The organism is Pseudomonas vancouverensis (genome assembly GCF_004348895.1).
Classification (GTDB): Bacteria; Pseudomonadota; Gammaproteobacteria; order Pseudomonadales; family Pseudomonadaceae; genus Aquipseudomonas; species Aquipseudomonas vancouverensis.
In genome coordinates, this window is the sequence record NZ_RRZK01000020.1 from 73,573 (window position 1) to 93,742 (window position 20,170).

The following is a 20,170-nucleotide window of genomic DNA, read 5'->3' on the forward strand; positions in this document are numbered from 1 at the left end:
GAAATCCCTATGTTGCTGGCAAGTCTGTTTGGCGTGGTGATGGGGTTGGTGCTGGGATTGACTGGTGCCGGTGGCGGCATCCTGGCTGTGCCGGCACTGGTGCTGGGCCTGGGCTGGAGCATGACCCAGGCGGCCCCCGTGGCATTGTTTGCGGTGGGCAGCGCGGCGGCGGTCGGCGCCATCGACGGTCTGCGTCATGGCCTGGTGCGGTATCGCGCGGCACTGTTGATCGCGGCACTGGGTGCGGTGTTTTCGCCGGTCGGCATCTACTTTGCCCACCAGTTGCCGGAAAAGGTCCTGATGGTCCTGTTCAGCCTGCTGATGGTCATGGTGGCCTGGCGCATGCTACGCCGTGAACGGGTGGACGAAGGGCCAAGCGACCATGGCCATGCCAACTGGGGCCAGAAAAACTGCATGCTCGATCAACAGACCGGGCGTTTCTCCTGGACCGCCAAATGCACCGCGACCCTGGCGGCTCTTGGCGCGGTGACCGGGGTGGTGTCCGGGCTGCTCGGCGTCGGTGGCGGCTTTCTGATCGTACCGGCCTTCAAGCAACTGACCGATGTGCAGATGCGCGGCATCATCGCCACGTCGCTGATGGTGATCAGCCTGATTTCCGCCATCGGTGTGGTCGGCGCGTTTCACGCCGGGGTGCGCATCGACAGTGTCGGGGCGACCTTCATCGCCACCAGCATTGTCGGCATGATCATCGGCCGCAAACTCTGCGCCCGCGTGCCGGCGCGGGCGTTGCAGGTCGGCTTTGCCAGCGTTTGCCTGATCGTTGCCCTGTACATGCTGGTGCGTGCCTGACGCTCACATGGGCGGCAGGGTACCAAGCAGGGAAACAGCGGCCACGGCGCCCATCCCCAGCAGCCATTCCAGCAGAACGCTGGCGCGCAATGTCGTCAGGCGTTGTTCGCAGTCATTGATGCGCAGGCGATTGAACAGCGCGAGGCCCAGCATGGCGACGACCAGTGCGGCCTTGATCAACAGGATCAGGGCGAACCCGCTGAACAGCGGTGTTGGCCAGAACGTCCCGGTGAGGACCCGCACGTTGATCAGCCCGGTGATCAGCAAACCGCCGACCAAGGCGTAACCGACGCCGCTGAAACGCTGCAATATCACCCGAATGGCCTGCCCGTCGGGTTGCCGCAGGATCATCACCAACAGCATCAAGCCGCCCAGCCAACTGCCGACGCAGACCAGGTGAATGAATTGATTGAGAATCAATAAATGGCCGGCTGTGCCGTCGAGCATGGCGCCGTGGCCGACCGGTGCCAGGGTTGCCACCAGCAGCGTGGCAAGTACAAGGCGCAAGGGCAGGCTCTTGCTCTGTGACGTGAACAGCAGCACCACCAGCAATGCGTTGAGCAGCAGGTGCCAGCGCCAGACCTGACCGAAGAAGGTGTTGTTCAGCACCAGACCGATGGTCGATGGATCGAAGGAAGCGGCCCAGTCGCCGGCCATGCTCGCGGTAATCAGCAGCAACCAGATCGCACCGCTGACCAGCGCCACGCAGGCGAGCCAGCGGCTGACGCGTCCCAATAGCGGGTCCAGCGTGCTTTCACGGCCAAAGAGCAAGGGCCTGAACACCCAGGCCCCGAACAGCATCAACACCACGACAAAATGCAGGAAGCGGCACAGCACCAGCGCACTCGTCATGAATCACTGACCAACCTTGAAGGCATAGGCGCCCTCGCTTTTGTGGGTGTCGACCGATACGGCATGCCACTCGACTTTATAGGTTCCGGCCGTCAGCGGCTTTTCGGGTGTCACTACCAGCGTCTTCTTGTCGCTGCCCTCAGTGGCCAGGGTTACCTTCATGGGGCTGCCATCTTTGGTCAAGATGACTTTGGTAAAACTGGCCTCGACGCCTTCGGAAAACACCAGGCGCAGATCAACCGGTGCACTGACCGTGCTGTCGGCCGCCGGTGTTTCGCTCTTCAAGTGAGCATGGGCGAACACCGAAGACGCGGCGAGCAGCGAGCCGAACAGGGCAACGGCGGTCAGGGTTTTCTTGAGCAGCATCGTGGAGACCTCAGTGGCAGATTCAATGTGTGCTCAGTTTAGCCACAGGCGCGGCGCTGTACGAAGTTTCCTTTGCGCCTGTCGCCGCGATCCAGAGCGGATGCTAGTCTTGCTCAACGTTGTTGCCGGGGAGCCCACATGGGCAATCACAAGATCGAGATTCGTCGCAGTAACGTCGAGAAAATTCTGCTGGCGGCGGAAAAAGTCTTCGCCGAAAAAGGCTTCGGCGGCACCGCGATGGCCGACATCGCGGCCGAAGTGCAACTGCCGCGCTCCAATCTGCATTACTACTTCAGCACCAAGACCGAACTCTACAGCGCCGTGCTGTTCGACCTGCTGGAGGTCTGGAAGCAGGATGCCTTGTGTTTTGAAATGTTCGACGACCCGCGGGTGGTGCTCAGCAGTTACATCCGCGCCAAGATGAACCACTCCCGCAGCCGGCCTTATGGCTCGAAAGTCTGGGCCAATGAAATCATCCACGGCGCCCCCACCCTGGGCACGGCGCTGGACGAAAGCCTGTACGACTGGGCCAAGATGAAAGAGGCGAAAATCCGTCAGTGGGTGGAGGACAAACGCATCCTGCCGGTGGAGCCTGCAAGCCTGCTGTACATGATCTGGGCCTCGACCCAGCACTACGCCGACTTCGATCACCAGGTGAACATTCTCAATGATCACCAGGCACTGTCGGACATGCAATTCGAGCGGGCGGTGCAGACGGTGACCAGCGTCATACTGCGGGGGATCGGGCTGGAGCCTTGAGGACATCCCTGTCAGGCCGCGGCTCCTCGCGATCAACCCGATGCAGCCGTGCCGCGCAAGGCCGGACTGTTGGCGGAACGTAGCTCCAGCGGTGCATCCGAAAGACGACTCAGCTCGGCACGCTCGCCGCGAAAGTGCGGCAGGACGTGCTCGCCCAAACGATAGGCTTCCTCCAGGTGCGGGTAGCCGGCGAGGAAGAACAGGTCGATGCCGATGGCGTTGTATTCACGAATCCGTGCCACGACGTTTTCGTAGCTGCCCACCAGCGCACACCCCGGTGGAATGCCGATGTAGCCAAAGCCGGTCCAGACGTTGGGGTGAATGAAGAAGTCCTCGAAACTCTGGGTTTCGCGCTTCTGTGCGAACTCGTTCTCATAGCTGAGCTTGCGTGCGGTGCGCAGCCCGGCATGCGCCGCCACCGCCTTGACCGCGCCCTTGGCGATGCCTTCGTCGAAGAAACGCCGCGCCTCGGTGCGGGCCAGTTCCTCGGTCTCCCGGGCGATCACATCAATGGACAGGCCGAAGCGGATATCGCTGCGGCCATGCTTGAGTGTGCGTTCACGAATGTCGGCAATCAACGCGGCAATTTCATCCGGGTGCTCGGCACGCATCAGATAGAAATCGGCGTGTTTGGCCGCGAATTCCCGAGCCGCAATCGATGAGCCGGCGGTGCAGATCAGCGGCAATTGGGCTTTCTTCAGAGGGCCGCGCAATCCACCGCCCTCGGCCTGGTAGAACTTGCCCTCGTAGTGGAAGTTCTCGTTGTGCCAATAGCCCTTGACCACGTCCATGAACTCGATGGCCCGCTCATAGCGCTCATCGTGATCACTGAAGTCGCCGACCTGACGCTGGATCGCATCGGAGCCGCCATTGATGATGTTCCACACCAGGCGATTGCCGGTGGCGCGCTGGTAGGTCGCGGCCTGCTGCACAGCCACCCAGGGTGTGTAGTGATAGGGCTGGAACGCGGTGACGAATTTCAGCGTGCGGGTTTCCCGGGCCAGCAGTGAGCAGACCGTCCAGGGCTCTTCGCCGGAGGGCGCGTTGACCATCAGCGCGCCACCAAAACCGTTGATTTCAGCGGCCTTGGCAATCTGTCCGAGGTAATCGATATAGGTAAAGTGATCGCCGACGCTGAACCCCGAGACGGCGCCTGTGCTCGGGCCGCCGCGATGCCAGTCGCCACGGTTGCGCGGGTCGCCGGGAAGAAACTGGGTTTCGCCGTGCAGGGGCAGGCGAGTGAAAAATTCAATGCTCATGATGAGGGCTCCGTCTTACTGCACGCAGGGCTTGCAGATGGTCTTTTCATGGAAGGGTGCTGACCTGGCCACGGAGGGCCGGCCAGTAGTCGGTGAGCTTGAGATCGATCAGCGCCTGGTGAGTGAAACCGGTGGCCAACGACGGGCTGATGTCGTAGGTGTTGCGGATAAGGTGGTTGGCCAGGGCGTAGGCGGTCAGTGCCTGATAGTGGGCTTTGAGTTGCTCATCACTTTTCGGCGCCCAGCGGTCTTTCCAGGTCACGGGGTCGTTCTGGTCATCGCGACGCAGCACGCTTTCAGCGGTGCCGGCGCGTGAGGACAGTTGGTAATAGGCATCCTGGTTCTGTTCTTGGGAAATCCACCACGCCGCTTTGACCCACGCCGTCGCCAGCAACTGAGTGATGTCCGGGTGCTGGGCGACGAAGCTGTCGGTGCCCCAGAGATCCGAGACCAGGCGCCAGTCGTTGGCGCCTTCTTTAGTCGACCAGATGATCTTGCCCACGCCTTTGTCTTCCAGGGCGTAGGCCTCGCTGAGCAAGACCGCGGCGTCCACTTTGCCGGCGGAAACGGCCGCCGCGCCGACTTGTGGATTGAGGTTGGCGATCTTCAAGTCATCGAGCTTGAGGCCCTTGCTGGCGAGGAAGTTGCTGAAAGCGAACTCCCAGGGACGGCCGCGATGCAGGGCCACGCGTTTGCCTTTGAGGTCCTCGATGCTCTTGGCATCGGAACCGCTCGGGACCACCAGGTAGATATTGTTGCCGCTGCCACCGGGCACGATCAATTTGCCCGGCACACCGCCCGCACCGGCGATGACCGAGGGCAGGTCTCCGCGTACGGCGAAGTCGATGCTGTTGTTGCTGAAGCCTTCGTTGATCTGCGGGCCGGCGCCGGCGTGGGGCAGGGCGATCCAGTCGAGCTTGACCCCACGCTGGCTCAGTTGCTGTTCAAGCCAACCGTCCTCGATCACCCGCCCGGCGATGCCGCCAAACACCGGCTTGCCACCCTGGGTGTAGGCGACGATGGCGATCTTTACCGAGGCGGGTGGCTGCTCGGCCAGCGCAGTGGCACTGAGCAGCAAAGCGGTCAAAGTGACCAGGCTGTTACGCCAGAACTGTTTCATTGAAATCTCTCCCGATTCGAATTTCAAAATCATTCCCTCTGCGCCGCCTACAGAGAGGGCTTGCATTGGAGGGGAGAGAGCAGATTGCATGCCACTGCGTGGGGAAATGGCTACAGGCCCCGCAGGACGTGGCTTGAGGGGCAGGGGCGGGCGTTGGTGAAAGAGACGGGTGCTGATCTGCCAGCAGGGCGATGCGCACTCATTGCTGCTCCAGCAACAAGGCACTAGCAGTTTTGTTTATATTCAATATTGGAATATATAAATATTAATTAATAATTTTTTAGTCTATGTGACTTCGTGCACTATGCAAATGCGCTTTTACTGCCAGGAATGCACCATGTCGCTGATCACTCATCCAAATGCCCGCGAATTGACCAAGTCGGTGCGGGCCACCGTTCTGGTGTTCAAGGACCCGCGCTCACAGGAACTGCTCAGCCGCATCGAGCGTCTGGCGCCGAGCGAGGCCAACACATTGATCATCGGCGAAACCGGCACCGGCAAGGAGCTGGTGGCCCGGCACATTCACCATCTGAGCCGCCGGGGCCGCGAGCCATTCGTGGCCGTCAACTGTGGCGCCTTCGCCGAAACCCTGGTGGAAAGCGAACTGTTCGGCCACGAAAAAGGCGCCTTCACCGGCGCCACCACGACCAAGGCCGGCTGGTTCGAAGCGGCCAATGGCGGCACGCTGTTTCTTGATGAGATTGGTGATCTGCCGCTGAACATGCAGGTCAAGTTGCTGCGGGTGCTGCAGGAGCGCGAGGTGGTGCGCCTGGGCTCGCGCACACCGATTCCGATCAACGTGCGGTTGGTCGCGGCGACCAACGTCAATCTGGCCGACGCCGTGGTCGCCGGACATTTTCGCGAAGACCTGTTCTACCGCTTGCACGTCGCCACGATTCGCCTGCCACCGCTGCGCGAACGCCCGGGGGACATCCTGCCGCTGGCCGAATTTTTCCTCGAAGAACACTGCCAGCGCCTGGGCTATAACCGCGCCACACTGAGTGACGAAGCGGAGCGCAAACTGTTGGAACACAGCTGGCCGGGCAACATCCGCGAGCTGGAAAACTCCATTCACCATGCCTTGCTGGTGTGCCGTAACCAACGGGTTGCGCCGGCGGATTTGCATCTGGTGGACATGCGTTCTTCGGGCATCCGCCACGAGCAGGATCAGGCGGTTCATACGGCGCCTGCGATCACCGGCCCGGCAGACCTGGAAACTGCACTCAATGCACTGTTCGAACAGAATATTCCCGACCTGTACGAGCACATCGAAGAGACCATTTTTCGCGCCGCTTACCGCTTCTGCCATGGCAACCAGTTGCAGACCGGGCGCTTGCTCAATATCAGCCGCAATATCGTTCGGGCGCGACTGGAGAAGATCGGGGAGTTGAACAAGCCGCTCCCACAGGTATTGCGTTGAACCTGCAGGAGCCGGCTTGGCGGATCGCCGCACCGTAGCGATGGCGGTCTGTCAGGCCTCTAAATAAGCCCGCGCCAACAGGCAAGCCCGGTCAATCAACATCGGTGCCATTTCAATCGCGGTCGGCGTGCCCTGGCGGGTGTGAATCCAGCCCAGGTAGGTGGTGCCGCGCAGCATCAGGAACAGCGCCAGGGTCTTGCGATCAGCCTCGGTCAGCGGTTTGACCGCGTTGTAGCCTTCGAGCAGTGCGGCCTTGATCTGCTCGTAACGCGGGTCATCCAGGCAGAAGTACAACGCGGTGGCCAGTTCGAACATGTGCCAGCCGAACCCGGCGTCGTCAAAGTCGATCAGGCGCAAACGCGGCCCTTCGATCAACAGGTTCTCCGGCACCAGATCGGCGTGGATCATGCCGAAGTTGCCCAGATGCCGGCCGTACTGGCGCAGGTCCTTGCGCGCCGTGCGCCGTGCCTGTTGCAGCAGATCGCGCTGCTCGTCGCTGAGCTGCTCCAGCTCCCAGAATCGGCCCCAGAACGGATTGGCGCCGATCAGGCCTTCTTCATCCCAGGCATGTCGGACAAACTCGTCCGGCTGCTGCCAGTCCGCCGAGTGCAGGTGAATGCGCGCGGCCAGCGCGCCGGCTTCGTTGAACAGGAAATCCACTTCGGTATCGGCCTGCACGCCGGCCTCGGAAGTGCCGGCGGTTGCACCCGGCAGCCAGGCGAGCATGTCGATGTGACGCGCTTCGCCGATGGCCTGATGGGTGACTTCGATCAGATGGCTTTCATTTTGTGCGCGGATGATTTGCGGCACGGTGATGCCGGCGCCCTCCAGGGCTTCCATCCATTGCAGCTCGGAGCGCAGCGCGGCTTCGCAGTGATAGCCGTTGCGGTGGATGCGCAGGGCGACGCGCTGACCGTCGTGGCGGCGCGCGGAAAATACGGCGTTCTCGCGGAACTTTACCAGTTCGATGTCGGCGAATTCGCCGTCCCAGTGCTGCAGGGCGTGGCGTGCCAGGTCATGCAAGCGGGCGACTTGCTGGTCATGGGGCAGGGCGTGAAATTCAGACATGGCAGGGCCTCAAATCGCGCTGAGCGCGTTATCCAGGGTGTCAACGAACAGGTCGGCGTTGTCGCGGCTGAACACCAGCGGCGGGCGCAACTTGAGAATGTTGTCGCCGGCGCCGATCTTGCTGATCAGTACGCCGTTCTCGCGCATGTCATTGACCACCTTGCGCGCCTCCAGTCCGGCGGACTCCTTGGTCCGATGATCACGCACCAGCTCCATGGCGAAGAACAGCCCCTTGCCGCGCACGTCGCCGATGATCGAATGCTTTTCGGCCAGTGCTTGCAGGCGTTGCTGCACATAGGCACCGACCGTTTGTGCGTTGAGCAGCAGCTGTTGCTGCTCGATCACGTCGAGCACCGCCATGCCGACGGCGGCGGCGACCGGCGAGCCACCGAAGGTGTTGAAGTACATGGCGTGACGGCCGAAGGACTCGACCAGGGTTTTATGGGTGATCAATCCGGCCAGGGGGTAACCGTTGCCCATGGGTTTGCCGAGGGTGACTATGTCCGGCACCACGCCGTGGGCCTGATGCCCCCACAGGTGATCGCCGGTGCGGCCGAAACCGGACTGCACTTCATCGGCGATGAACAGTCCGCCCGCCGCACGAATCAGCGCCGCGGCCTTGTTGACGAAACTGGCCGGCACCCGGGGCAGGCCTTCGTTGGCGAACAGGGTGTCGATCAGCAGGGCGGCAGGGCGGATGCCCTGTGCCTGCATCGAGGCGATGGCCGCAGCGATGTTGGCCGCGTATTGCTCGGCCAGTTGCGCCTCGGTAGTGCCAGCCGGTGCGTGGTACAGGCACGGGATCGGCACGGCGCGGGCATGGGCGGCGAAGGGCTCGGGCGAAGGCAGTGCGGTGGTGACTTCGGCCAGCGATGCCGAGTTGCCGTGGTAGTTGTAGTCACTGACGATGATGCCGGTGCCGCCACTGGCGAAGCGTGCCAGGCGCAGCGCCAGTTCGTTGGCCTCGCTGCCGGTGCAGGTGAACATCGCCGTGTCCAGCGGTTCGCCGAAGGTCGCGGTCAGGCGCTCGGCGTAACGCACCACCTGCTCGTCGAGGTAGCGGGTGTGGATGTTCAGGGTGGTCGCCTGACGGTGCATGGCCTCGGTCACGTGCGGGTTGCAGTGGCCGACGCAAGGTACGTTGTTGTACACGTCGAGGTAGCGTCGACCGTCGACGTCGAACAGCCAGACGCCTTCACCGCGGACCAGGTGCAATGGCTTGTCGTAGAACAGTGGCGAGGCGCTGCCCAGCACGCGATGGCGGCGTTGCAACAGGGTGGCTTCAGGCATGGTCGGGGGTCTCCAGGGCAGAGGATGGCGAACGGTTACGCAACAGGAAGTTGAGGATGCACAGGGTGAAGGTCACCGCGAGGGCGATCAGCATCTTGATGTCGAGCTGGAAGCAGGCAGCGATCACCACCAGCGTCAGGGCCAGGCCGAGCCAGGCGACCAGCTTGCCGCCGATCAGGGTGAACGGTCGTGGCAGGTCGGGCTGGTTGCGCTTGATATGCAGGTAGGCGCCGAAGATGAACAGGTAGCAAACGTTGAGCAGCAGCACGACAGCGAGCATCACGGTGGCCGGGTCGACGGCGGACAGCGGCAGACCGATCACGGCGATCAGCAACAGTGCCGGGTAAGGCGTGCCGCGTTTGCCGGTGTTGCCCAGCCATTTCGGGAACAGGCCGTCGCGGGCCATGGCGAACAGCTGGCGGGACGCGGCGTAGACCAGCGAGAAGAAGGTCGCGATCAGGCCGAACACCGCGCCGCAACCGATCACCTTGGCCAGCCAAGAACCGTCACCGAAGGCGCTGTTGCCGGACATCGCCGCGTACAGCGGATCGCCCGCCGAACCGACCAGTTCGACACCACCGGCACCGGGTGCGCACACCAGCACCACCAGCGCCGTCACCAGCAAGGTACCGACCGCCGCCAGAATGCCGCGGGGCATGGTCCGACCCGGGTTGTGGGCTTCTTCGGCCGCCGAACCGGTTTGCTCGACGGTGATGAACAACCAGATGGCGAAAGGTACGCAGGCGAAGATTCCGCCCAGGCTGACCGGCGTAGAAACGTTGACCGGCAGTTTCATCAGGTTGGCCAGTTCAACGTGCGGCGCCATGGCCACGCCGAAGGTCAGCAAGGCGACGACGGCAATCACACCGGCGATGAAGGTCAGGCCCATGGCCTCACCGACGCCGCGCATGTGGATGCCGATGATCACGGCAAACAGGGCGATTTTCACCGTCCAGCCACCGAGGCCGAAAATCGATTCGGTGTAGGCGCAGATAAAGGTGGCGGCGGCACCGGTGCCGATGGTCAACGCCAAGGCACAGGCGACACCGACCAGATAACCCACGAACGGTCCGAACGCGCTTTGCGCATAGACAAACACGCCGCCGGCGCTGGGCAAGGCCGTGGACAGCTCCGCCACACACAACGCCAGGCCACCGCAGAGCAGGGCCATCAACAGCGTCGCGATCAGCATGTTCATCCAGCCGCCCGCCATCAGGCCGAAGTTCCAGCCGGAAAACTGCCCGGCCACCACCAACGCAATTCCGAGACCGGCAATCTTTGGCCAGCCCAACGCACTTTTCTTAAGCACACAAGTCTCCTGCGGCCCGAAGGCCGAATTATTGTTTTAGTGAGAAATGGAGGGGTTCAGCGTTGTTTTGCACCCATGGGCAACCGGCCTGTTGGCCCGGCCAGAGCCTTGGGGTTGGCTTCGATACTACGCCCGGAAAACCCGCCGGCATGTGTGCGCCCATGCCAGGTGGTTGATTGTGGGTGCCAGATTGGAGTGAGGGCTTGCTGGCGATGGCGGCGTGTCAGGCGCGAGAAATGTCAGCTGTGCCGACCTCATCGTCGGATCGCCGCCCGGAGCAAGCTCGCTCCCACAGGGTTTTTCGCTGAGCACAGGATGTGTGGACTGCGTGATCTATTGTGGGGGGGACGGATTGCTGGCGATGGCGGGGTGTCAGGTGCGGGAAATGTTGGCTGTACCGGCCTCATCGTCGGATCGCCGCCCGGAGCAAGCTCGCTCCCACAGGGATTTTCAGTGAACACAGTATTTGTGAACGACGGAGATCCACTGTGGGAGCGAGCTTGCTCGCGATGGCGGCATTTCAGGCACCGCAATCCTCAGATCCGAAAACTCCCCACCAACTGGTTCAAACGTCCCGCCTGTTGCTCAAGCTCAGTACAGGCACGCAAGGTCGATTGCAGGTTCTCCACGCCTTGCTGGTTGAGGGTGTTGATCTGGGTGATGTCGACGTTCAGCGCTTCGACCACCGCGGTCTGTTCTTCGGTGGCCGCCGCAACCGACTGGTTGACGTTGTCGATCTCGCCAATGCGCTGGGTCACGCTGCCCAGGCGCGAGCCGGCGAGGTTGGCGATGGTGACGCTTTCCTCACTGTGCTGCTGGCTCTCGGTCATGGTGGTGACCGATTCCCGGGCGCCGACCTGCAGCTCCTCGATCATCTGCTGAATCTCCAGCGCCGAGGTCTGGGTGCGTCCGGCGAGGCTGCGCACTTCGTCGGCGACCACGGCAAAACCACGGCCCGCTTCACCGGCCCGTGCCGCCTCGATCGCTGCGTTGAGCGCCAGCAGGTTGGTCTGCTGGGAGATGCCCTTGATCACTTCGAGGATCTGCCCGATGTTCACGGTCTTGTTGTTGAGCACTTCGATGTTGGCGCAGGAGGCGCTGATCTTGCCGGACAGTTCGTTCATCACCTCGATAGTGCGCTGCACCACCTGCCGGCCGTCTTCCGCTTGCTGGCGGGCATTGGACGCCTGGTGCGAGGCGTCGGAGGCGTTGTGGGCGATCTCCTGTGCGGCGGCGCCCAACTGGTTGATCGCTGCCGCCACGCTGTTGGTGCGGGTCGATTGATCGTCGAAATTGCTCAGCGACGAGTTCGAGGCAACCAGGACCCGGCGCGCGCCTTCATTGACACCCTGTGCCGCCGACGACACTTCGCGCATTGACTGGTGGATACGCTCGACAAAGCGGTTGAACGCGGTGGCCAACTGACCGATTTCATCCCGGGACTGCACTTGCAGGCGCCGGGTCAGATCACCTTCACCGAGGGAAATATCTTCCATGACCCCGGTCAGCACTTTCAGTGGCCGGGTGATGCGCTGCGCCGTGTACCAGATCAACAGCAGGCCGAGCAGGGCGGAGCCACCACCGAGCAACAATTCCAGCGCCGTGCTTTGCACACCCTGGGCATCGAGTTCTTTTTGCAAGGTAGTCACCGGTGCCAGCAACACCTGCTGTGGCACACCGACCAGCACGCCCCAAGGCGCCGCACCGGCAATCGGCTCCAGCGGTTCGAGTACCTTGATCTGCTGGCTGTCGACGAACACCTTGGGCTGGCCCTGATGCAGGGCGTCCATGACCTCGCGATTGTCCATCGGCTGGCCGAGACGATTGACGTCCTGGCTGTTGGCGGAAATTACCCCGCGCGGGCTGATGATGCTGATCTGGCCGTTGCCGTCGAACAACTGACGGGCGCTGGTGGCGCTGTTCTGTTGCAGGGCGGCGAGGTTGATGTCGAGCCCGAGCACAGCGATGACCTTGCCGTTTTCCAGCAGCGGAAAGGCCACGCTGGTCACCAGTTTGCGTGTGCCGGAGGCGTCGTCGAAATACGGCTCCAGCACACAGGCTTGCCGGGTGTCGCGAGCGCAGGTGTAGAACGCGTTGTAGGGGGCGCCGCTGGGGCCGGGTTCGGTGTTCGCCAGCAGGCCTTCGTCACCGATCACCGCTTGCAGTTCGCCGGGTTTGCTCTGTACCCAATACTGCGAGAAACGTCCGGTTTCGTTGCTGCCAAGCTCGGCCTGGTTGACGAAGTCGCCATCGGCGCCGTCCAGTCCACCGGGTTCGAAAATGACATAAAGCCCGAGCAGGTCGGGCTTGTCGATCAGGGCCTGGTGAAGCTGGCTACTCAGCTCCTGGCGCAGTTGTTGGCGGGTCAGGCTGCCCTGATGCTGCAGCTGTCGCAGGTACAGCACATAGCGCGATAACCCCTGGCCGTATTCGTGGGTCTGGGTGAAGGTGCGTTGCACCTGCATGGCCTGCACTTTGCCCAGGGCCTGCATGTGTTCCTTGGCCGCACCGGCGAGCATGTCGCCGCTGGCCTCGGCCACTTGCCGGCTGCTCTTGTGGGTCTGGTACAGAGACAACCCCATCAGCAAACCGACCACCAACAGCAGGCACAAGCCGGCGAGGAGGGCGATCTTGCTCTGGATCGTCAGGAATCTCTTGTGCATTGGAAATACCTTTTTCCACATGGGCAACGGCAGCACCGTTGCCCATGACCGAGTTTAGAAACCGGTGACGAACAGCAGCTGGGCGTAGACGTTCTGGTCGTTGTTGCCCAGTTGCGTGCCGCCGTTTTCAGCGCTCTTGTCCGGCTGATAGATACCCACCAGCGGCATCACGGTCAGGTGATCGTTGACGTGCCATTCGGCGTACAGGTCGACTTCGTGACCGTCGGTATTGCCCAGGCTGCGGTCGATGGTGTCGTAGTGGAAATAGAGCGCGCCGAGGTTCAGGTTCGCCGCCGGCGAAACTTTCAGGCCGACGTTCTGGATACGCGAGTTGCTGTTGAACGGCCCGGCGTAGTTGCCCGCCACTTCACCCTGGAACCAGGTGCCGTAGCCACGGCTCATGCCGTAGAACAGGGTGTCGTAGTTTTCCGAGAAGCGGCTGTAGCGGTAGCTGACGTACGGGGTCCAGATCGCCTCGGAGAAGGTCCAGCCGGCTTCCAGGTACCAGGCGTCTTCGTTGTCGGCGTGGGGCTTGTCCTGCTTGGCGTACTCACCGGAGAGGAACAGGTCCTTGACCCCGGCATTGCCGGTCGCACGCAGGCTGTAGGTCTTCATGCCGTCGCGTTCGAGTTGCAGCGGCGAGGCGTACTGCTCGTCGATGTCGGTGGTCTTGATGTAGGTCAGGCCGACCGTGCCGGCCTCGGCCACGTGCTCCAGGGTGCCGACATACATTTCGGTCTCGGCCTGGGCGCGGTTGTCGGATTTGAGCCACATCAGGTCACTGCGCCAGCCTTCCTTGCCACCCAGACGCAATACGGCGGTCTCGTCGAAGGCTTTGCGGGCGGCCAGGTAGTAGGAACCGCCGCGGTTGAACTCACCGTCGGCCAGGCCTTTACCCATGTTCAAGGCGTCGCCGTCGATCAGGAAACCGTCACCGACCACGATGTTCTGACGACCGAAAGACAGGTCGACACCGTCCTTGCCCAGTGGCGCGAACAGGTCGGCTGAACGCCAGCCGAGGTAGGCGTCTTCGAATTTGGTGGTGCGCTCCGTGCCGTCGCTGAAACCGGCGGCATCGCCGTCACCCCAGGTGCCGGAACTCAGCAGGTTGCCCGCGCCATACGCAGTGCCAGCGCCCGCCAGTCCCTTGTCGAAACTCAAACCATATTTGATGTAGCCCTCGCGCCACGACGAAGAACCTTCATCGAGACGGCCGGACAGGGCGTAGTTTTCCTGGCTATGGAAAATGCCGAACGCGGCTTCGAGGGTGGCGTTCAGATGGCTGTCGCTATCGGCGTAGAGTTCGTAGGCACTGGCCTGGCCGGCACTGACCATCAGCGCCAGCGTCGAGAGACGAAGCAAGGGGGACTTGAGCATTGTGTGGCATCCGTTCTTGTTCTTGAGCGCAGGTTTGCGGTCTTTTTAGATACTAAGGCCCGACTTTTCTTCGCCCTTTTCCCTGTTTGCCAATTAGTTGGTTGTGCATGCCAGATTTGTGGCTCGGTGCCATGCCGGCGGATTTTGGTGCGCGGTCAACTTGGCTGCGTCGAGAGTGAGCACGCGCAAGCCCCGCAACCCTTGGTATTGCGCGTTGGAACAGGTCGGAACGAAACCTGCAGGACGCAGCGCAGCGACTAATGCGATGGGTGAGGCAGTCATGAACAATGCACAACAGGTCGAGGGTTTTGATCAATGGCTCGACAAGGTCAGCCAGGTCTGCGGACGCTTCAGCGCCAACCGGCTGGGCCCACAGTTCGAGGGCTCCATCGATGAGTACCGCAGCGGCGAACTGAAAATGAGCTTTGTCGAGGTGGCGCAGACGCAACTGTTTCGCACCCGGCATGACATCGAACAGAGCGCGGGTTCGCACTACTACGCGGCCTTCCAGTTGGCGGGCGAAGCAGTGATGGAACAGCAGGGTCGTTGCATCACCCTGTTGCCCGGGGACATCACGCTGATCGACTCGACGTGCCCGAGCAATTTCGTCTATCGCAATAACGCCCGTCAGTTGTCGTTGATCCTGCCCCGCGAAAAGGTCGAGCAGCAATCGCGCTACGCCCCTGTAGAGCCGGCGCAACGCATTCCGGCTGCGGCGTCGATGGCAGGACTGGCCAAACACTTGATCCTCGGCGCCACGCAACAGCGCCTGAGCCTGGCCGAAAGCGAAGCCACACTCGACGCGCTCATCAGTTTGCTGCGTCCGGCCATGGGCGCGAGCGAAGTGGATGACTCGTTGCAGGAACGCACCTTCCGCAAGGCCCTGCGCGTTATCGATCAGCACATCGCTGATGAAGCGCTGTGCCCGCAATGGCTGGCGACGCAGATCGGCGTCTCGGTACGCGGCTTGTACCGGGTATTTTCCCGACACGGCCTGGTCGTCGCGCAGTACGTGAAAAACCGCCGCCTGGACCGCTGCGCCGAGCAACTGCGGCAGATGACGGGCGAGGGCAAGTTGTGTGCGTTGGCGTATGCCTGGGGATTCAACGATTCCAGCCATTTCTCCACGGCGTTCAAGGCGCGCTTCGGGGTTTCGCCGGGGGAGTATTGCAAGCGGTATGTGAACTGATCGATTTGGCACAACCGCCAACACAACTGGCACGCAGGGCAAAACCTGCGTGCCGCCGACCATCGACAATCCCTTCCAGCCTGCCGAAGCACCGTTGCCTCGGCATTTTTTGTGTTGGCGTTCATCCGGTGATGGACGCGCGGATTTTCAAGGTCGTTTCTTATGTTCACGTCGTTGCGTTTGCCTCTCGCCGCTTTGCTTTCCTTTGCCCTGGTTCAGGCGGTGTCCGCTGCCGAGTGCAGCTCGGTCACAGCTCATGGCGCCGAAGTGTTTGCCACTGAATGCAGCGTCTGCCACGCGGTGACCAAGGGCACGACCGGCATGATGGGGCCAAACCTCAACGGTGTGGTCGGGCGCAAGTCCGGTTCGCTGGCCGGTTTCAGCTATTCCCAGGCCATGCGTGACAAGGACATCAGCTGGCAGGCCGAGAACATCACGCAGTTCATCACCCAACCGCAGGCCTACGTGCCCGGTACCTACATGCCGTACATGGGCCTGGCATCGGCCGACGATCGTGAAGCGGTCGCCTGCTTCCTCAAGGAACAACACTGATCAGGCCGGATGCGTGCCTGAACAATTCGTCTGAATAAAAGGTGATTTATGAGCAACGTTGAAATCCTGCCCCAGGTGTCTGCCTTTATCGAACGCCGTCACGGCTGCTTCATCGACGGTCAGTGGGTGTTCGCCGAAGGCGAGAGCATTGCCGTGGTCAACCCGGCGACCGGCCAGACCCTGTGCGAAACCATGGACGCACCCCTGGAAATCGTCGAGCAAGCCGTGCAGTCCTCGCACAAGGCCTTCAAGTCCGGCGTGTGGTCGAAACTGCGTCCGGCCGACCGTGAACGCATCCTGCTGAACTTCACCCGCCTGGTGGAAGAGCACGCTGAAGAGCTGGCACAGCTGGAAACCCTGAGCCAGGGCAAGTCGATCAACATGGCCCGCGCGCTGGACCTCAATGCCACCGTGGAATTCATGCGCTACATGTCCGGCTGGGCGACCAAGATCGAAGGCCAGACTTTCGACGTGTCGATCCCGCTGCCGCCGGGCGCCAAGTTCACCGCGTTCACCAAGCGCGAGCCGGTGGGTGTGGTCGTCGGTATCGTGCCGTGGAACTTCCCGCTGCTGATCGCCGCCTGGAAACTGATGCCGGCGCTGGCCACCGGTTGCACCGTGATCATCAAACCGGCAATGGAAACCCCGCTGACCGCCATGCGCCTGGCTGAGCTGGCGCTGGAAGCCGGTATTCCGGCGGGCGTGTTCAACGTCGTTACAGGTGGCGGTGCCTCGGTGGGTGGCGTGCTGACTTCGCACCCGTTGGTGAGCAAGGTGTCGTTCACTGGCTCCACCGCAGTCGGCAAGAGCGTCGGCGTGGCGTGCATGACCAACATGACGCGCTTCTCCCTGGAACTGGGTGGCAAGAACCCGATGATCGTGCTCGCCGATGCCGACATCGAAAAAGCCGTACAGGGCGCGATCCTTGGTGGTCTGCTCAACAACGGCCAGGTCTGCGCTGCGGCTTCGCGCTTCTACGTGCACCGCTCGATCCACGACAAGTTTGTCGAGGCGCTGGCCGCTGCCGTGTCGTCGATGCCGATTGGCGATGGCATGAACTGCGAGGCGGCGATCAACCCACTGGTGTCGCGCAAGCAGCAGCAAAGCGTGCTCAAGCACATCGAACTGGCCCGCCAGGAAGGTGCCCGCGTGGTGACCGGAGGCGAGTTGCTGCAAGGTGATGGCTTCTTCGTGCAACCGACCATTCTGGCGGACATCGACCACAGCATGGCCGTGGCCCGCGAAGAAGTGTTCGGCCCGGTACTGGGCGTGATGCCGTTCGACGACGAAGACGCCGTGATCGAACTGGCCAACGACAACCGCTACGGCCTGGCTGCCAGCCTGTGGACCAACGATTTGAGCAAGGCGATGAACCTGGTACCGCGCATCGAAGCCGGCACCGTGTGGGTCAACGCTCACGTACTGCTCGACCCGGCGATGCCGTTCGGTGGCGTCAAACAATCGGGCATGGGCCGCGAGTTCGGCCGTGCGGTGATCGAGGCTTACACCGAGCTCAAGTCGGTGTGCATCGCCCATTGATCAATGATTGACCTGTGGGAGCGAGCTTGCTCGCGATGGACTCCAATACAACGCGGGCTTTCAGACATCCCTCGTTATCGTTGGCGACCATCGTCGGAACGCCGCCCGGAGCAAGCTCGCTCCCACATTGTTTTGTGTCATGGAGTGGTGGGCGATTTCGCCAGTTCAATCCCGGCGGCACCCAGCCGCTTGAGAATCTCGAACAACAGCTCGCTCTTGATCGCCCCGACCGTGCGCGGGCTGGCGACGTAGCCGGTGATGGTCAGCGTGATGCCTTCCGGTTTCAACTGACTGAAGCGCACGTAGGGTGCCGGTTTCTCCAGTATGCCTTCATGCACCGTGTAGGCCTCCAGCAGCAGGTTCTGCACCTGCTCCGGATCGATGTCCAGCGGCAACAACAATTCGAGTGTGACCACGCCCTGGGCACTGCCGCCAAGGGTGACGTTGCGCAGGTTCTGTGAGATCAGGTGCGAGTTCGGCACGATCATGATCGAGCGGTCGGACAGTTGTATTTCCGTGGCTCGTACGTTGATGCGGCGGATATCGCCCTCGACTCCGCTGATGCTGATCAGGTCGCCAACCTTGACCGGGCGTTCGGTCAGCAGGATCAGGCCGGAAATGAAGTTCTTCACGATCTCCTGCAAGCCAAAGCCGATACCCACCGACAGGGCGCTGACGATCCACGCCAGGTTGGTCCACTTGATCCCCAGCGAAGACAGCGTCAGCAGCACCACCGCGGCGTAACCGAGGTTGGCGAACAGTGTGCTGAGGGAGGCACACATGCCCGGGTCCATTTCGGTTTTCGGCAGGAACTCGTTGTCCAGCCAGCGGCGAAAGGTGCGGATCAGGTAGATGCCGATCACCAGCGCGAGCAAGGCATGCATCAGGTTGTCGGGGACGATGTTGAATTTGCGCAGGCCCTCACCGCCGAGGATGTTCAGGGTGTTGGTGACCAGTTGGCTCAGGGTCGTGCCCACGCCACCGACAAACAGGGCAATCACCGCGATCAGGATCAGTGCGGCGCGACCACCACCGGACAGCACGGTGCAGATCTGTTCCAGACGCGGGTTACTGATCCCCAGCATCTGCTTGAAGCCCTTGCCGGGCGGGCTCTTTGGCGAAAACACGTAGTCGCAGGTGTCGACGTGCAACTGCGTGAGCAGATAGAAACCGGAGAAAATGATGAAGATCCACACCAGTTCATAGGTGATGAATCGGGCCATGGTCACGTACCCCGTGAGCAGGGCGAGCATGGACACCACCAACGCCCCGGCGACAAAGGCGTAGATCAACCCGGTCAGGGTGCCGGCGCTTTGCGGTAGATCACCGGCGATCGCCATGGCCCGGCGGACCTTGGTCACCCGCAACAGCAACGAGCCCAGTATCAGGGTGACTGCCAGTGCCACGATGCCCCGTCCAAACATCACCACGCCGGCGCTCATGCCGGTGACATTGCTCATCTGCACCAGCGTCACCAGCACCAGCAACACGCCGGCCAGCCAGATGGGGTAGGGCGCCATGGCCAGCGCCACCGGGTCGGAGATATCCGGCAGGCGCCACGAAGGGTGTTTGATCGACAGCAGCGCCCGACTCAGGCCGGTGATCAAGACGCAGGTGTAGGCCAGTTTCTCCAGATACTGCGCCAGGTCCGCCACCAGCGGCGTATAGGGTATCTGCCGGGTGCCGACGTAATGCAGCAGCTGTATCGCGATACTGGCCGACAGCACCGTCGCCAGGACCGACGCCAGTGCCAGGGCGCTTCGGCGCAAGCGACCTTCGGGCATGCGATGAATGCACAACCAGGCCAGCCCGCGTCCAGCCCAGCGTCGCCCGACTGTCCAGACCGCCAGGGCGAGTAACAGCAAGATGACCGTGAACAAGCGCTGACCCGGTTGCCAGGCGAGTTGGTGGGTCACTTCGAGCTGCTGGAGCAGGGCGGCAAAACGCTGATAATCGTCTGATGGCAGGTCGAACAACGGCGACCAAAATTCGGGATTGAGGATGCTGCGGGTCTGCTGGGTGACCTCGGCTTCCAGCAGGCTGCGACGAATCCCGGCAATCTGGGTGATCAGATCGGCAGCACTTTGCTTCAACACCGCCAGGGTTTTCAGGTAACCGTCGACCTTGTCCTTCTGCTCGCTGAGTGCTGCCCGTTGTGTCGAAATGGCCGAGCTCACCAGCGGGTTTTCGTCCAGTGGAACCGGCCCCAGCACGTTGAGCTGTGCTTGCAGTTGCGCCTGGGCCGGTAGTATCGAGGCGGTCAGGCGGTCGACGTCCTGGATCAGCGTCTGAGCCAGATCTTGCGCGCCCTCCAGCTGCGTGTAGTTGCTGGCCAGGGACACCTGTTGCTTGAGGTTGTTGAGCTGGTCTTGCAGCGTCAGTAAATCGTTCGCAGTCACGCCGATGTTGGTGGTGGCGGGTTGCGGGGAGATGTCGTCAGACATGATGGCTGCCCAAGCCCATCCGCCTTGGGCCATCAGGCACAGGAGTACGACGAAGACCACTGACTTCAATGCTTTGCCCATTGGCATCCCGACCCTTTAGTCACTCAGGCTATGAGGTTAGGCCATGATGGGCGCCGCCGAGCGTTGTTTGGT

Annotated in this window: 15 protein-coding genes and 2 pseudogenes; 6 read left to right on the forward strand and 11 right to left on the reverse strand. The window is 62.0% G+C overall.

Annotation, left to right across the window (positions count from 1 at the left end):
• Positions 1-9: 9 nt before the first annotated feature.
• The gene (locus EIY72_RS15735; RefSeq protein ID WP_093219947.1) at positions 10-810 is read left to right on the forward strand and encodes a sulfite exporter TauE/SafE family protein; all 801 of its coding nucleotides are present in this window, start codon (positions 10-12) and stop codon (positions 808-810) included.
• A 3-nt stretch (positions 811-813) separates the two neighbouring features.
• Here the strand turns inward: EIY72_RS15735 and copD are convergent, their stop codons facing one another.
• Both copD and copC read right to left on the reverse strand, forming a co-directional pair.
• Positions 814-1,662 carry a copper homeostasis membrane protein CopD gene (gene copD / locus EIY72_RS15740; RefSeq protein WP_093219950.1) on the reverse strand — a complete coding sequence of 283 codons (849 nt, stop codon included), beginning with the start codon at positions 1,660-1,662 and terminating at the stop codon, positions 814-816.
• 3 nt (positions 1,663-1,665) lie between these two features.
• Positions 1,666-2,028, reverse strand: coding sequence for a copper homeostasis periplasmic binding protein CopC (gene copC, locus EIY72_RS15745; protein ID WP_093219954.1), 363 nt, complete (start codon positions 2,026-2,028; stop codon positions 1,666-1,668).
• A 138-nt stretch (positions 2,029-2,166) separates the two neighbouring features.
• Here copC and EIY72_RS15750 point away from each other — a divergent pair, with 138 nt between their 5' ends.
• A complete protein-coding gene (locus EIY72_RS15750) occupies positions 2,167-2,787 on the forward strand; it encodes a TetR/AcrR family transcriptional regulator (protein WP_093219958.1) in 621 nt (206 codons plus the stop codon).
• 32 nt (positions 2,788-2,819) lie between these two features.
• On the opposite strand, the gene EIY72_RS15755 is transcribed toward EIY72_RS15750, so the two are convergent.
• Positions 2,820-4,046 (reverse strand): LLM class flavin-dependent oxidoreductase, encoded by a 1,227-nt coding sequence (locus EIY72_RS15755; RefSeq protein ID WP_093219963.1) that lies wholly within the window; start codon positions 4,044-4,046, stop codon positions 2,820-2,822.
• 46 nt (positions 4,047-4,092) lie between these two features.
• Complete coding sequence (locus EIY72_RS15760) at positions 4,093-5,166, reverse strand: ABC transporter substrate-binding protein (protein WP_093219968.1); 1,074 nt, start codon at positions 5,164-5,166, stop codon at positions 4,093-4,095.
• Positions 5,167-5,503: 337 nt separating this feature from the next.
• Here EIY72_RS15760 and EIY72_RS15765 point away from each other — a divergent pair, with 337 nt between their 5' ends.
• Positions 5,504-6,586: a sigma-54 interaction domain-containing protein gene (locus tag EIY72_RS15765; RefSeq protein ID WP_093219973.1), complete on the forward strand. Its 1,083-nt coding sequence runs from the start codon at positions 5,504-5,506 to the stop codon at positions 6,584-6,586.
• Positions 6,587-6,637: 51 nt separating this feature from the next.
• Here EIY72_RS15765 and EIY72_RS15770 read toward each other — a convergent pair whose 3' ends face one another.
• The 6 genes and pseudogenes from EIY72_RS15770 to EIY72_RS15790 all read right to left on the reverse strand — a co-directional run bounded on the left by EIY72_RS15770 (position 6,638) and on the right by EIY72_RS15790 (position 14,293).
• Positions 6,638-7,654 (reverse strand): phosphotransferase enzyme family protein, encoded by a 1,017-nt coding sequence (locus EIY72_RS15770; protein WP_093219978.1) that lies wholly within the window; start codon positions 7,652-7,654, stop codon positions 6,638-6,640.
• Positions 7,655-7,663: 9 nt separating this feature from the next.
• Complete coding sequence (locus tag EIY72_RS15775) at positions 7,664-8,944, reverse strand: aspartate aminotransferase family protein (RefSeq protein ID WP_093219982.1); 1,281 nt, start codon at positions 8,942-8,944, stop codon at positions 7,664-7,666.
• Entirely contained in the window at positions 8,937-10,253 is a 1,317-nt protein-coding gene (locus tag EIY72_RS15780; protein ID WP_093219987.1) for an amino acid permease, read from the reverse strand. The genes EIY72_RS15775 and EIY72_RS15780 overlap by 8 nt, the downstream gene beginning before the upstream one ends.
• 536 nt (positions 10,254-10,789) lie before the next feature.
• Positions 10,790-11,827: pseudogene (locus tag EIY72_RS30350) on the reverse strand (methyl-accepting chemotaxis protein); the annotation flags it as partial.
• 360 nt (positions 11,828-12,187) lie between these two features.
• A pseudogene (locus EIY72_RS30355) lies at positions 12,188-12,937 on the reverse strand (cache domain-containing protein); the annotation flags it as partial.
• Between the two features lie 33 nt (positions 12,938-12,970).
• Positions 12,971-14,293, reverse strand: coding sequence for an alginate export family protein (locus tag EIY72_RS15790; RefSeq protein WP_093219995.1), 1,323 nt, complete (start codon positions 14,291-14,293; stop codon positions 12,971-12,973).
• 280 nt (positions 14,294-14,573) lie between these two features.
• On the opposite strand from EIY72_RS15790, the gene feaR reads away from it, so the two are divergent.
• The 3 genes from feaR to EIY72_RS15805 all read left to right on the forward strand — a co-directional run bounded on the left by feaR (position 14,574) and on the right by EIY72_RS15805 (position 17,573).
• Positions 14,574-15,482, forward strand: a complete 909-nt coding sequence (feaR, locus tag EIY72_RS15795; RefSeq protein WP_093230484.1) for a transcriptional regulator FeaR — start codon at positions 14,574-14,576, stop codon at positions 15,480-15,482.
• 162 nt (positions 15,483-15,644) lie between these two features.
• Positions 15,645-16,034 (forward strand): c-type cytochrome, encoded by a 390-nt coding sequence (locus EIY72_RS15800; protein ID WP_093219999.1) that lies wholly within the window; start codon positions 15,645-15,647, stop codon positions 16,032-16,034.
• Positions 16,035-16,082: 48 nt separating this feature from the next.
• Positions 16,083-17,573, forward strand: a complete 1,491-nt coding sequence (locus EIY72_RS15805) for an aldehyde dehydrogenase family protein (RefSeq protein WP_093220002.1) — start codon at positions 16,083-16,085, stop codon at positions 17,571-17,573.
• Positions 17,574-17,710: 137 nt separating this feature from the next.
• Here the strand turns inward: EIY72_RS15805 and EIY72_RS15810 are convergent, their stop codons facing one another.
• Positions 17,711-20,098 (reverse strand): DUF3772 domain-containing protein, encoded by a 2,388-nt coding sequence (locus EIY72_RS15810; RefSeq protein ID WP_093220005.1) that lies wholly within the window; start codon positions 20,096-20,098, stop codon positions 17,711-17,713.
• Positions 20,099-20,170 lie beyond the last annotated feature (72 nt).

Coding starts and splice junctions, on each gene's coding strand:
- EIY72_RS15735 (WP_093219947.1), top strand. CDS start 10: ATGTTGCTGGCAAGTCTGTTTGGCGTGGTGATGGGGTTGGTGCTGGGA.
- copD (WP_093219950.1), bottom strand. CDS start 1,662: ATGACGAGTGCGCTGGTGCTGTGCCGCTTCCTGCATTTTGTCGTGGTG.
- copC (WP_093219954.1), bottom strand. CDS start 2,028: ATGCTGCTCAAGAAAACCCTGACCGCCGTTGCCCTGTTCGGCTCGCTG.
- EIY72_RS15750 (WP_093219958.1), top strand. CDS start 2,167: ATGGGCAATCACAAGATCGAGATTCGTCGCAGTAACGTCGAGAAAATT.
- EIY72_RS15755 (WP_093219963.1), bottom strand. CDS start 4,046: ATGAGCATTGAATTTTTCACTCGCCTGCCCCTGCACGGCGAAACCCAG.
- EIY72_RS15760 (WP_093219968.1), bottom strand. CDS start 5,166: ATGAAACAGTTCTGGCGTAACAGCCTGGTCACTTTGACCGCTTTGCTG.
- EIY72_RS15765 (WP_093219973.1), top strand. CDS start 5,504: ATGTCGCTGATCACTCATCCAAATGCCCGCGAATTGACCAAGTCGGTG.
- EIY72_RS15770 (WP_093219978.1), bottom strand. CDS start 7,654: ATGTCTGAATTTCACGCCCTGCCCCATGACCAGCAAGTCGCCCGCTTG.
- EIY72_RS15775 (WP_093219982.1), bottom strand. CDS start 8,944: ATGCCTGAAGCCACCCTGTTGCAACGCCGCCATCGCGTGCTGGGCAGC.
- EIY72_RS15790 (WP_093219995.1), bottom strand. CDS start 14,293: ATGCTCAAGTCCCCCTTGCTTCGTCTCTCGACGCTGGCGCTGATGGTC.
- feaR (WP_093230484.1), top strand. CDS start 14,574: ATGAACAATGCACAACAGGTCGAGGGTTTTGATCAATGGCTCGACAAG.
- EIY72_RS15800 (WP_093219999.1), top strand. CDS start 15,645: ATGTTCACGTCGTTGCGTTTGCCTCTCGCCGCTTTGCTTTCCTTTGCC.
- EIY72_RS15805 (WP_093220002.1), top strand. CDS start 16,083: ATGAGCAACGTTGAAATCCTGCCCCAGGTGTCTGCCTTTATCGAACGC.
- EIY72_RS15810 (WP_093220005.1), bottom strand. CDS start 20,098: ATGGGCAAAGCATTGAAGTCAGTGGTCTTCGTCGTACTCCTGTGCCTG.